This is a genomic window from Halomonas llamarensis, from assembly GCF_023555005.1.
Taxonomy (GTDB): Bacteria; Pseudomonadota; Gammaproteobacteria; order Pseudomonadales; family Halomonadaceae; genus Vreelandella; species Vreelandella llamarensis.
On record NZ_JAMJPJ010000019.1, the window covers coordinates 47614 to 59922 of the forward strand.

The 12309-nt window shown below is 56.8% G+C and carries 11 protein-coding genes; 4 read left to right on the forward strand and 7 right to left on the reverse strand.

Annotated features, from left to right (window positions below):
• Positions 1-36 precede the first annotated feature (36 nt).
• Positions 37-378 carry a TraR/DksA family transcriptional regulator gene (locus M8006_RS11870; protein WP_250082441.1) on the forward strand — a complete coding sequence of 114 codons (342 nt, stop codon included), beginning with the start codon at positions 37-39 and terminating at the stop codon, positions 376-378.
• Between the two features lie 84 nt (positions 379-462).
• Here M8006_RS11870 and M8006_RS11875 read toward each other — a convergent pair whose 3' ends face one another.
• A complete protein-coding gene (locus M8006_RS11875; protein WP_250082443.1) occupies positions 463-1635 on the reverse strand; it encodes a UbiH/UbiF/VisC/COQ6 family ubiquinone biosynthesis hydroxylase in 1173 nt (390 codons plus the stop codon).
• Positions 1636-1806: 171 nt separating this feature from the next.
• On the opposite strand from M8006_RS11875, the gene M8006_RS11880 reads away from it, so the two are divergent.
• Positions 1807-2676 (forward strand): NAD-dependent protein deacetylase, encoded by an 870-nt coding sequence (locus M8006_RS11880; protein WP_250082445.1) that lies wholly within the window; start codon positions 1807-1809, stop codon positions 2674-2676.
• Here the strand turns inward: M8006_RS11880 and M8006_RS11885 are convergent.
• A complete protein-coding gene (locus M8006_RS11885; RefSeq protein WP_250082447.1) occupies positions 2673-3269 on the reverse strand; it encodes a DNA-3-methyladenine glycosylase in 597 nt (198 codons plus the stop codon). The genes M8006_RS11880 and M8006_RS11885 overlap by 4 nt on opposite strands.
• Before the next feature lie 84 nt (positions 3270-3353).
• On the opposite strand from M8006_RS11885, the gene M8006_RS11890 reads away from it, so the two are divergent.
• Entirely contained in the window at positions 3354-4817 is a 1464-nt protein-coding gene (locus M8006_RS11890) for a protein adenylyltransferase SelO (RefSeq protein ID WP_430886824.1), read from the forward strand.
• A gap of 57 nt (positions 4818-4874) precedes the next feature.
• Positions 4875-5921, forward strand: coding sequence for a DNA polymerase IV (gene dinB / locus M8006_RS11895; RefSeq protein WP_250082450.1), 1047 nt, complete (start codon positions 4875-4877; stop codon positions 5919-5921).
• 80 nt (positions 5922-6001) lie between these two features.
• Here dinB and M8006_RS11900 read toward each other — a convergent pair whose 3' ends face one another.
• The 5 genes from M8006_RS11900 to M8006_RS11920 all read right to left on the reverse strand — a co-directional run.
• The gene (locus M8006_RS11900) at positions 6002-6529 is read right to left on the reverse strand and encodes a hypothetical protein (RefSeq protein WP_250082452.1); all 528 of its coding nucleotides are present in this window, start codon (positions 6527-6529) and stop codon (positions 6002-6004) included.
• A 20-nt stretch (positions 6530-6549) separates the two neighbouring features.
• A complete protein-coding gene (locus tag M8006_RS11905; RefSeq protein WP_250082454.1) occupies positions 6550-9477 on the reverse strand; it encodes an RHS repeat-associated core domain-containing protein in 2928 nt (975 codons plus the stop codon).
• A 415-nt stretch (positions 9478-9892) separates the two neighbouring features.
• Positions 9893-10717, reverse strand: a complete 825-nt coding sequence (locus M8006_RS11910) for an RHS repeat-associated core domain-containing protein (protein WP_250082456.1) — start codon at positions 10715-10717, stop codon at positions 9893-9895.
• Positions 10718-10758: 41 nt separating this feature from the next.
• Positions 10759-10989 (reverse strand): hypothetical protein, encoded by a 231-nt coding sequence (locus tag M8006_RS11915; protein WP_250082458.1) that lies wholly within the window; start codon positions 10987-10989, stop codon positions 10759-10761.
• A partial coding sequence (locus tag M8006_RS11920; protein ID WP_284047032.1) for an RHS repeat-associated core domain-containing protein occupies positions 10982-12309 on the reverse strand: 1328 nt, incomplete at its 5' end. The genes M8006_RS11915 and M8006_RS11920, both read right to left, overlap by 8 nt.

Genomic DNA, 12309 nt, shown 5'->3' on the forward strand with positions numbered 1-12309 from the left:
CAGACACCCTTATTAGACGACAAAGAGGAGATGGGCATGAATCATCCCGAGCTGGATGCCGATGCGGTCAGAGAAAAAATATTGCGGCTGCGCGAAGAGCTGAAAGCAGAAAGCGAAGACAGTGAGTCTTCCCGCGATACGGTGGTGCTGGATCAAACCTCGGTGGGGCGACTCTCAAGAATGGACGCGCTGCAGGGCCAAGCGATGGCGAAAGCCGAAGAGGAGCGCCGCCAGTTGAAGCTCAAGCGTATCGTCGGCGCGCTACAGCGTCTCGATAACGAAGAGTTTGGCGAGTGCATCGAATGCGGCGAATGGATCGGTGCTAAACGCCTGAACTGGGACCCGCTGGTACTCAAGTGTATTGATTGCGCTGAGTAGTTAAGGGTAAATGTTACCCGCTAACTCAGCGCGCCCGCGCCGAGCGCGCGAATGTTAGCATCCGTATACAACGCGTCGCCGGTATTAGCGCATTTTAAATGGATTCAGCCCGTTGGCTTGTTGCATCATCATGCGCTTGGCCAGTGGGAAGTGTTCGGCGAGTTGCAGGCTGGCGTCGCCCAGGCGGCGCAGCGGCGCGCTACCGGTGAAGAGGTGATGAAACCCGTCAGTCGCGGTTATCATGGCCTGGTTGGCGAGACGGCGTTGAATTTCAAAACGGTGCAGCCCCTTGGCATCGCCTACATCGCGCTGTGCGAGGAGTATGTCGGCAAGCGCGTCGGCATCGTGCAGGCCGATATTCAGCCCCTGGCCTGCCAGTGGGTGTACCACGTGAGCGGCGTCGCCAATCAGGGCGAGCCGTTTGGCGATGTAGCGCTTGGCATGCTGGCGCTTGATCGGGAAACTGGCGTGACCGGTCACGCGAATCAGGTTGCCCAAGCGCTTAGGGAATGCCGCTTCGATGGCGGCTTTTAGACCGTCGTCGGTGAGCATTTCCCGGTCACGGATGGCCGCGTCGCTGTCGTACCACACCAGCGAGGCGTGATGGCCCGGTAGCGGTAACATTGAGACAGGCCCGGTGGGCGTAAAGCATTGCCAGCTGACGTCCTGCTGGGGCAGTTCGGTTGCTACGTTGGTGATCAGTGCGCGCTGGTGATAGTCGTAGGTGGTGATATCGATACCGGCAAGCTCGCGCAGCGTTGAGCGCGCGCCGTCAGCGCCGACGACAAGATCCGCGTTAAGGGTTTTGCCGTTATCCAGCTCGACTAAACGGGAATTACTGCTGGTGAGTGTCGAAATCGGCGCGCACTGGGTGTAGCACGTGACGCCGGGGAGGGTTTTTAAACGCTCCCAAAGCGCGTATTGCAGGGCGCGGTTCTCGATAAATACGCCAAAGCGCTCAAGCCCGCTGTCTTCTGCGGAAAACAGGCTGTGGCCCTTGCCGCCTTGATTCCACACTTCAATATGGCGAAACGCGCAGGATCGCGCCTCGGGTAGCGCCGTGCCGCTGGCTTCGATAAACGCCAGCGAGCGCGCGTTGAGCGAGGATATCCGCAAGTCAAAGTCGCCGCTGGGTGCTGTGGGCGCATCGCCGCGCTCGATCAAGCCGACGTTTAACCCGGCGTAGCCAAGGCGTGCCGCCAGCGCCGCGCCCACCATCCCGCCGCCGACAATGACAATTTCGTGATCGCGTTGCATGCTGCTCTCTCCTACAGAAAACTTAAGGTCAACGCAGGGGATAGCGCTGACGGATACACGGTCTATCTAAGCTGTATTCCTCAATATGTATTTTTAAATAGTATCGTTGAGATGTACAAGGCTTGCCTAGGGGTGAGCCTTCCACGGTAAAGAAACAGTGGGAAAACATTGATGCAGGTAAAAAAAGTGGTCGACACGGCAGCACTGCCGCACGTGGCGCAGGCGGGCGATGCGCTGGCGGCGTATATCGCCCGCCATCCGAAGCTCTGGGTGATTACCGGCGCCGGTGTCAGCACCGATAGCGGCATACCCGACTACCGCGATGCGGCGGGCCAGTGGAAGCGCTCGCCGCCGGTGCAGCACGGCGATTTCATGGCCTCCCATAATGTACGAAAGCGTTACTGGGCGCGGGCGTTGGTGGGCTTTAAGGCGCTGAGCGAAGCACAGGTGAGCGGTGCGCACCGGGCGTTGGCCGCGCTTGAAGCCATGGGCTACGTTGAGCTCTTGGTCACCCAGAACGTTGACCGCCTGCACCAACGCGCGGGGTCGCGGCGGGTGATCGACCTGCACGGCCGCGCTGATTTGGTTAAGTGCATGGGCTGCGGCTACCAGTTGATGCGCCACGCCATGCACGCTGAGATGGCGCGAATGAACCCGATGTTCGCGGCCTTGGATGCCGAGCACGCCCCAGATGGTGATGCCGATCTCGACGTCGACTTCAGCGCTTTTAAGGTGTTGGATTGCCCGCGCTGTGGCGGCATCTTAAAACCCGATGTGGTCTATTACGGCGATGTGGTGCCGCCTGCGCGCCGCACGGCCGCTGAAGCGGGGTTATCGCGCGCTCAAGGGGTGTTGTGCGTGGGCACCTCGTTAATGGTGTTTTCCGGCTACCGCTTTTGCCGCGCCGCGCATGAGGCCGGGCTGCCACTGGCATCGCTTTCGCTTGGCGTGACCCGCGCCGATGCGCTGTTAACGCATCAGTGGCGCGCGCCGCTCACGCCGGTACTCGAACGCGCCGTTCACGTGCTGTCGCGCGGTTAGCGCGCCCGAGAGACCCAAGTATTATCGGCAATCCATAATCGCCACGGGGCATCACGGTCGTGGAGCTTGGCGTAATCAATGCCCACGCGTGGGCCGGTGGCAACGGTGTGGGGTGTTTCCCCTTGGGTGATCCACAAGGCTTCCGTTTGCGTCATATCATGCCCGTAGAGCGCTTTATCGATCCCTAACGCGTTTGTCAGTTTGCCGGGGCCATTACTTAAATTACGGCCTTTCACGTGGCGCTGGGCGCGCATCGCCGCTTCGCCTGCCACCGGTTCGACGGCACGAATCAGTACCGCACAGGGATTGCCCTCGGGTTGGGTTACCACGTTGAGCAGCCAATGTATTCCGTAGACAAGGTACACGTAGGCATGCCCCGGCGGACCAAACATGGCCTCGGTTCTCGGCGTTTTCCGTCGATGCGCATGGCAAGCCGAATCCTCAGACCCCCGGTATGCCTCTGTTTCAACAATTTTCGCCACGAGCATATCGTCTTCTACGCGGCGCACCAGGTGGCAACCCAGCAGGTCTCGGGCAACGTCGAGGGTATCGCGGTGATAAAAAGCGCGGGGGAGCGCCGGTGTCGAAAGCATGTTATCGCCCTATGCGTGCGTAAAATTACTTGAGTAAAATGGTAGGATATTAAACATTCTGACTACGTAATGATGGAGCTTATTGTGCTGACATTCGAGGCGTCGTATACGCGCTTACCGGAAATGCTGTGGTCAACATGCCAGCCCACGCCGGTCAAAACGCCTAAATTAATCGCGTTTAACACCGAGCTTGCCGTACGCCTCGGCGGCGACGAGCCGCCGGATGAGGCCACGCTTGCTGGCTGGTTTAGCGGCAATCAGCCGCCGCCGGGGGCAGAGCCGGTGGCGCTTGCTTACGCTGGGCATCAGTTCGGGAATTTTGTCCCGCAGCTTGGCGACGGCCGTGCCGTGCTGCTCGGTGAGGTAGTCGACCCGCAAGGGCAGCGCGTCGATGTGCAGCTCAAAGGCAGCGGGCGCACGCCTTACTCCCGTGGCGGTGATGGTCGTGCGCCGCTCGGCCCGGTGCTGCGCGAATATTTGGTCAGCGAGGCGATGGCGGCCATGGGTGTGCCTACCACGCGTGCCATGGCGGCGGTGACCACCGGCGAGCGCGTCGTGCGTCAGCTCGCCGAGCCGGGGGCGGTACTGACCCGCGTGGCGGCAAGCCATATCCGCGTGGGCACCTTTCAGTTTGCTGCTTTACACCAAGATCACGCTGCGCTTAAGGCGCTGGCGGATCACGTCATTGAACGCCACTATCCTGAGGTTGCCGGTGCTAAATCGCCCTATCTGGCGCTGTTTGAGGCGGTGTTAAAGCGCCAGGCGCGCTTAGTGGCCAAATGGATGGGCGTTGGGTTTATTCACGGCGTGATGAATACCGACAACATGAGCATCGCCGGGGAAACTCTCGATTATGGGCCCTGCGCTTTTATGGAGCAGTTCGACTCGCAGAAGGCTTATAGCTCGGTGGATACGGGTAAACGTTACGCGTTCTCTAACCAGCCGGTGATCGCCCAGTGGAATTTAGCCCGCTTTGCCGAGTGCCTACTGCCGTTGCTTGACGGCGATCAAGAAACCCGCGTTGAACAAGCGACCGCCTCGCTACGCCGCTTTAATGACACCTTTGACCTCGCTTGGGCACGCATTAGCGCCGATAAACTTGGGCTTGCTGAGGAAAGCGAACAGGCAGCGCAGATGATGGCGGCGCTAGAGGCGCAAATGCAGCAAGGCCGTATGGACATGACCGCCACCTTTGATGCCTTGACGCAACTGGCTCGCCAACCGGATGACGAGAGGCGTCAGGCGCTGCTGGTGCTCACTACGACCCCTGAAGCGCTGGCCCCCTGGATTGACGAATGGCAGCACCAGCAGCAGGCCAGCCAGAGTGAGGAGCGCTGGCAGGCAATGCGCCACGCTAACCCGGTCATCATTCCCCGTAACCACCGCGTTCAAGAAGTGATTGATGCCGCCTACGACGGCGACTTTGCGCCATTTCATAAGCTGCTTGGCGCAGTGGTACAGCCCTTTGAGGCATCCACTGAAGCGCGCCGTCTGGCCGCGCCCGCGTCAGACAGTGAACAGGTGCTGAGAACCTTTTGCGGCACGTGATCACGCGAGACCCTGTGGTATGCTGTGCTTTTTTACAGGGTTTGGCGAGGGAAACCTGTGCGCAAAATTATCCATTGCGACTGTGACTGCTTCTACGCAGCGGTAGAGATGCGTGACAACCCGGCGCTTAGCGACGTGCCTATTGCGATTGGCGGCAGTGTGGAGCGCCGTGGGGTCGTCGCAACGTGTAATTATCCGGCCCGCGAATTTGGTATTCACTCCGCCATGCCCATGGCGCAAGCGCTGAAACGCTGCCCGCATCTCATTGTGATCCGTGGCGATATGGCCAAATACAAGGGGGTCGCGCGCCAGGTGTTTGCGATTTATCGTGATGTGACCGAGCTGATTGAGCCGCTCTCGCTGGATGAAGCCTTCCTGGACGTTACCAATGTCACCCTGTGTAATGGCAGCGCCACCCGCATGGCTGAAGCGATTCGCCAGCGGGTCAAGCAGGAAGTCGGTATTACCGTGTCGGCGGGGGTTGCACCTAATAAGTTTCTCGCCAAAATTGCCAGCGACTGGCGCAAGCCTGACGGCTTGTTTGTGATCACGCCGAACGATATTGATCGCTTTGTTCAGCAACTATCGGTCAAGAAAATTCACGGCGTCGGCCCGCGTACCGCTGAAAAACTGGCAGGGCTGGGTATTTATACGGGCGCAGATTTGCGCGCTCGTCCGCTCACCGAGCTGGTCGAACAGTTTGGCCGCTTTGGGCAGCGACTGTTCGAGCTTAGCCACGGTCGCGACGAGCGGCCAGTCAAAACCCACCGTGAGCGTAAATCCGTCAGTACTGAACAGACCTACCCCCACGATCTCCCCACGCTGCAAGCCTGCCGCGAGGCCTTGCCCACTCTCATTGCGGACCTTGAACAGCGCTATGCACGGTTAGACCCTTCGCCCGGCGTGCGTGGCGTCATGGTCAAAGTCAAATTTAACGACTTTACCCAAACCACCGTGGAGCATGCCGACCCTGCGCCCGATCTTGCACAGTTTGAAACGCTGCTTAACGTCGGTTGGGCAAGAGGCGCAAGGCCCGTGCGGCTACTAGGCGTTGGCTACCGCCTGGCAGAAGACACCACCGCGCAACAACTGACGCTGTTTTGATTTAGGCGATATCGCCAACCGGACAACTAGGCTGACAGAGGGGGTGAGGTGCCAACTATTAGTGGCCAAGATCATAACCTTTATGTTGGCCAAGCGATGTAATGTTTTTCAATTCGACGCTCAATAACAAGCTGTTTTTTCTTCTCTTGGCCATCTATAGAATATGCTACTTCCATAGTTATATTTTGAGATTTTTTAAAAAGATTAAAAAAATCTCCACCTACTTCTACCAAAATCTCATCTGTTAGTAGCCTTCCGTCCCTGCTTCTTTCTTTAAAAATTATTTGTTTATTAATAAAGTAATCTTTTTGCCACTCATTACCTATTAGCGTTGCATGAATGATTTTTATGGGAGTGCTTTGCGAAGCTGTTGCATAAAGCCCTAGCCAGACGTAATAATCTTCATAAGTGGCTTGTTTTACAGAAACAACAAAAAGCACCCCATTGTCTTTAAACTCATCAAGAGCTGGTGCGTCAAAGTTCATATTTTCATAAAAAGCATCAGAAGGATGATGATAAAATCGAGCAATCTCAGCAGCTTCACATCCGGAAATCAGCGGTGAAAAAATTGCAATAATGCTGGAGATACAGCGCTTTTTTAGATTCATTTTGAAGTTCCGATCATATATTAATGTTGACCGCGCACATTGCCGCCAGGAAAGTAAGGTAAGACATCTAATATACCATGCCCAGCGCCTTTGATAGCCCAATCCCCCCAAGCTCCGAAATCAGTCCATTCTTCGGGAGTCTTTGTGGGATTTACGTAGTTATATGTTCCCATATAACGAGGGTCAGTAATTAAGTTATGAGTATCACCATCAAAAACTGCCTCTCTTCCATCAGGGTGGATGAATTTAAGCTCAGGCTTTCCTATGCCATTATCGTGGAAAATCGATTGGGATTTAGGCAAAAGTATCCAATCTGAGTTCCGAGAGCTTGCTGATTCAAAAGAAGGTAAATCCGCGTTTTTGCAATGTCTGCCTTCAAAGTGCCAATCTGTTAAATTTCGCCAATTTTTTGCGATAAAACCTTCATCAGCGGAGCCCTCTAGATTGCATTCACCGACCAACCCCAACGGATCCACCATCCCCGTCGGATTGGTGACATAACCATACAAATTCGTACCACCGTTAAGGCCAATCGGATCCTGACTAATATACCGCCCCTGTTGCGGGTCATAGTAGCGGTGGCGGTTGTAGTAAAGGCCCGATTCTTCGTCGTGCCATTGCCCCTGGAACCGGATTGGTTGGGTGAGGTGGCGTACGGCACGTTGGTTTTTGACCGCCGCCCAATCGTCGGGGTCGGCGAGCCAGCGGGGTTGGCCGTTGGGGGTGACCAGTTGCATGGGGGTGCCGAGAGCGTCGGTGATGTAGGCGCTGAGCACTTGGCCCTGTTGGGTATCGTCGATGCGCAGCATGGGCACAAAACTCCCCGGCTCGTAAACCACGGTAGTGCGCTGGTTGTCCGTTTCTTCCCGTACGATGCGGTCACCGTCCCAGCCGTAGTGGGTGGTGGCGGTGGTGCCGTTGGGGTGGCGTACGGTCTTGCTGATGCGCCTTCCTAGCCCATCGTAGCGGTAGGTGGCTTCGCGGGTGTAGCCTAGCTCACTGGCGTGAGTAAGCTGTACTAAGCGGTTCGCACCGTCGTAGCCCAGGGTTAAGCGTTCGCCGTTAAGTTGTTGGCGTTCGATCAGGTTACCGGCGCCATCGTAGCGGTAACGCGCCCCGTTGAGTTGAGTGAGGCGGTTATCCGTCAGTCCTTGCTGCTTGTCGACACCTTGCTCTAAGCGATTACCCGCCGCGTCCACCGAGTAGCGGTGGGCATGATCGCCGTGCTGGCTGCCGATCAAGCGCCCGGCGGCATCAAAACGGTAGGCGATGACTTTTTCCGCTGAATCACCTTCCAGGCTACGGAAACTCATCCGGCCCAGGGCGTCGTATTGATAGCTTTGCTGGCTGGTAGTGTCCGGGCTGCGCAGGGTGAGGTGATCTAACTGACCGAGATTGGTGTACCCGCGCTCCAGCACCAGTGGCTGGTTGTGTGCATTGGCGCGGGTGCTCAGGCGGCGCTGGGTCTCCCGGTGCAGGGCATCGGGTTCCAGGGCAATCTCAAGATCCAGGCCGGGGGCACTCATACCGTGCAGGTGGCCGCTGCCGTAGGTGTGCCAGTTGAGCGCCGGTAGTTCACCGAACTGGCTGGCCTGGGGCGCGCCGGTAGCCGTCAGGCTATGCTGGTGTTGCCAGCTCCAACCACTCTTTCCTGCATGTTGCTGCTGTTCGCCGATTAAGCGCTGGGCGTGGTCGTAGCTAAAGGTCACCTCGCCATGATCGTTGGTGACGCTGAGTAGCTGGCCCGTGTTGCCCAAAACAGTATTGCCCCACTGGTACTGCTCCGTGCTGGCCGGGGCGTGTTCCGTAGCGGGCAGGTGTCGGGCGGTGAGGCGAGCGGCTTCGTCATAGTCGTACCGGGTCACTAGCGGCTGGCCGTCGGGGCCGGGGCGATTGGCTTCGATGCGTTCGATCAGTCGCCCGGCGTCATCGTAGCGGTACTGCTGCTCGCGGCCATCGGGGCCGGTCTCGCTGGCGAGGCGATCCATGTCGTCGTAAGCAAAGCGATACACGGCGCCGTTGCCCAGCGTGAGTTCGCTGAGACGGCCAATGTCATCGTACGTGGTAAACTGTTGGCTGCCGTCGGCCTCGATGCGCTGCACCGGGCGGCCGTGGTCGTCATAGAAGACCTGCTGCCGAAACCCTTGCGGGCCTTCCAGTTCTACCAGCCGCCCAAGAGAGTCCACATGGTGGTGCCAGTAGAGTCCGTCAGGAAGCTGGGTGGCGATGCGTCGGCCCATCTTGTCGTGCTGGGTGCGGGTGGTCTCGTTCAGGGCGTTGGTGACGCTGGCCAGATGGCCGTGGCGATCAAACGCGTACTCGGTACGCTGCTGAGAACAGTCGATCTGGGCGGTGATCTGGCCCAGGGCGTTGTACTCGCGCTGGTGGGTAGCGCCACCTGCATCGGTCATGGTCGTGGGGCGGTCAGGCAAGTCAGTATTGTCATAGGCAAAAGCGGTAGTGCCTTCCGGCCCGGTGACCGCCAGCGGATGGCCGAGGTCGTTACGTGTGATCTGCCAGCGCTGATTCTCGGGGCCTTCAATGCTCACCGGCTGCCCGAGCGCATCGCGCTCAATGGCCCAGCGCGTGCCGTCCGGGCCGGTCTGGGCAATGACTTGGCCGTGGTCGTCGCGCTCGATCATCGTCTCGTGACCCAGGGGATCGACGGTGGCTACCTTGAGGCCGACACGGTCGTAACGGAACTCAATGCGCGAGCCGTCAGTGCGGGTATGAGCCGTCCAGCGGCGGCCGGGGCCGCTGCCCACAAAGTGGTAGCGCTCCTCTCGGCCCAGGCTGTCGGTGACCCGGGTGTAATCCACATGATACGTATAAGAGCGGGCCAAGCCACCGGCTTCCTGCTGACCCACCACGCGGCCATCCGGGGCGTGGCGATCCCAGGTGTAGTGGGCTGGTATAGAAGTCTGAACACTATCTTTGATGTGGTTCATGATGACGAAAGGCGCTTATTGCCACATTACTGCCAAGGAAACCAACACGTACCTTCCTTGGCGGGAGCTTGGGAAATGTCCATGTTGTTGTTATTGGTTGACTGCGAGAATCTGAGGCTTCTTTATTAGACCAGTAAATAAGCAATCGATATTCCAGAAATTTGCCCTAAAAAAATCACAAGACATATCGATATTCTAGTGAATCTTTTCAGCATGCCAACCCTCGTGATAACAAAGAAGCTATAAAATAAGGACGTTAACCAAAGGCCTATCATGAACAGAATAATCCAAGCCAGTGGAGAGGAAGGGCCAAACATGCCTATCGAGAAGGTGATAACTATATAAGATGGGAGCATTACTAACCCCTCGATATTACGGCTTTTCCAGAAGACTACGTCCTGTTCATGGCTTTTCATCAGTTGCTCCCCGGTCTGCATATGCCGATTCCATAGTGACTATCAGACAAGCCGTCACCGTCTAAATCACAATACAGGCTTTGGCACTTAGCCATTCCCTCCCAATGGAAAAGCAAACCCCACGCCCCTTTCGGGTTAGGCATAACCCTAGCAGTAGCAGGATCAATCTTGGAAAAACCACCAGTAACTTTTTCCCATACTTTACTCAGCCCAGTGTTTCCGGTCTTTTCTAACGTTGATCTAGGCGCAGGCGGAAAGCGAGAGTAAGGGTTGCTACGCCCAGTCCCTTTTCGTCCCGATTGATCAATAGGACCAGGGCGATCAAACAACCCCAGCGGATCCACCATCCCCGTCGGATTGGTCACGTAGCCATAAAGGTTCGTACCACCTCTCAACCCAATCGGATCCTGACTGATATACCGCCCTTGCTGCGGGTCGTAGTACCGGTGACGGTTGTAGTAAAGCCCGCTCTCTTCGTCGTGCCACTGGCCTTGGAACCGGATCGGTTGGGTGAGGTGGCGTACGGCGCGTTGTTTTTTCACCGCTGCCCAGTCGTCGGGATCGGCGAGCCAGCGGGGTTGGCCGTTGGGGGTGACCAGTTGCATGGGGGTGCCGAGAGCGTCGGTGATGTAGGCGCTGAGAGTTTGACCTTGCTGGGTATCGTCGATTCTGAGCATGGGCACAAAACTGCCCGGCTCGTAGACCACGGTGGTGCGCTGGTCGTCTGTTTCTTCCCGTACGATACGGTCGCCGTCCCAGCCGTAGTGGGTGGTGGTGGCGGTGCCGTTGGTGTGGCGCACGGTTTTACTGATGCGTCGACCCATGTCATAGTAAGCGGTAAGGTGTTGGCTGCCATCTGCTTTTATTAATTGTCGTCGTTTTTTCTTCTCTTTTCTTCTGGATAATGTGGATTTTTATTGCCAAACCAAAATTTTAAATTCCCTATGGCAATAAAAACTATCCCTGTCAGAATGCTTATAAGCATTAAAAATTTACCAAAGACTTCCAGTCCTAAGCCAGTTAACTTGAACCCTAATACTGAAATTATAAAAGCAATAGTGGCTACGATGGTCTCTTTTTTTATATTTCTATTCATCTTGTTGTGTCTCCTCATCGCATACAGTGGAAATACGGCAAAATTGAACCCCTGCCGCCCCTCCTGCACCTACCCCTAAAAAGCCTTTGGCAGTACCAAAGACACCATCGCCAAAATTGGTTGAGGCTCCTGAAGCAAGGCCACTACCGCCTTGCATAAAAAATCCCCAACTCTCTGTGATGCCTGTCTCTACTGAGTCATTTACCGATGCCCCGCCTGTAACACCTGCGCCTGCATAAGCCCCAAGACCAAACTTAATGCAGGCAGTTGTGACTAGGCATGCATTTCCATTGGTGTCTAATTGCGGTCCTGTAGCCAATGAAGTTCCAAATATACCCCCAAATACCTCTCCTCCGACATCTAGCCCAGCAGCAACAATCTTACTTGATGATTCTTGTGTATTTGCTGCCCTTCTCACCATGTTTGATTGGCTATATGGCCCGCCCCCTAGACCATAGACCCCACTGAGCCCTTGGGGATCAACTTGAATAGTTGGTGCCGAAGCATATTGATACAAGTTCGTGCCACCATTGAGGCCGATGGGGTCTTGGCTGATATACCGCCCCTGCTCTGGGTCGTAGTAACGGTGACGGTTGTAGTAAAGCCCGCTCTCTTCATCGTGCCATTGGCCCTGGAACCGGATCGGCTGGGTGACGTGTCGCACGGCGCGTTGGTTTTTCACCGCTGCCCAGTCGTCGGGGTCGGCGAGCCAGCGGGGTTGGCCGTTGGGGGTGACCAGTTGCATGGGCGTGCCGAGAGCGTCGGTGATATAGGCGCTGACTAGCTGGCCTTGTTGAGTGTCATCAATACGCAGCATGGGCACAAAACTGCCCGGCTCATACACCACGGTAGTGCGCTGGTTGTCCGTTTCTTCCCGTACGATGCGGTCACCGTCCCAACCGTAGTGGGTGGTGGCGGTAGTGCCGTTGGTGTGGCGTACGGTTTTGCTGATGCGCCTTCCTAGCCCATCGTAGCGGTAGGTGGCCTCGCGGGTGTAGCCTAGCTCACTGGCGTGGATCAGGTGCACTAGGCGATTCGCGCCGTCGTAGCCCAGGGTTAAGCGTTCGCCGTTGGGCTGTTGGCGTTCGATCAGGTTGCCAGCGCCGTCGTAGCGATAGCGGGTGCCGTTTAATTGACCAAGGCGGTTATCAGACAGGGCCTGTTGGCCTTCTAAGCGATTACCCGCCGCATCCACGCTATAGCGGTGGGCATGATCGCCGTGCTGGCTGCCGATCAAGCGTCCGGCAGCGTCGTAACTGTAAGCAATCACCTTAGAGGCGGAGTCACCTTCGAGGCTACGGAAGCTCATCCGGCCCAGGG

What these genes read in the sequence shown, in the direction of transcription:
- M8006_RS11885 (WP_250082447.1), bottom strand. Translation starts at nt 3,269, where the DNA reads ATGCTTTCGACACCGGCGCTCCCCCGCGCTTTTTATCACCGCGATACC.
- M8006_RS11870 (WP_250082441.1), top strand. Translation starts at nt 37, where the DNA reads ATGAATCATCCCGAGCTGGATGCCGATGCGGTCAGAGAAAAAATATTG.
- M8006_RS11910 (WP_250082456.1), bottom strand. Translation starts at nt 10,717, where the DNA reads ATGGGTCGACGCATCAGTAAAACCGTGCGCCACACCAACGGCACCGCC.
- M8006_RS11880 (WP_250082445.1), top strand. Translation starts at nt 1,807, where the DNA reads ATGCAGGTAAAAAAAGTGGTCGACACGGCAGCACTGCCGCACGTGGCG.
- M8006_RS11900 (WP_250082452.1), bottom strand. Translation starts at nt 6,529, where the DNA reads ATGAATCTAAAAAAGCGCTGTATCTCCAGCATTATTGCAATTTTTTCA.
- M8006_RS11915 (WP_250082458.1), bottom strand. Translation starts at nt 10,989, where the DNA reads ATGAATAGAAATATAAAAAAAGAGACCATCGTAGCCACTATTGCTTTT.
- M8006_RS11905 (WP_250082454.1), bottom strand. Translation starts at nt 9,477, where the DNA reads ATGAACCACATCAAAGATAGTGTTCAGACTTCTATACCAGCCCACTAC.
- M8006_RS11875 (WP_250082443.1), bottom strand. Translation starts at nt 1,635, where the DNA reads ATGCAACGCGATCACGAAATTGTCATTGTCGGCGGCGGGATGGTGGGC.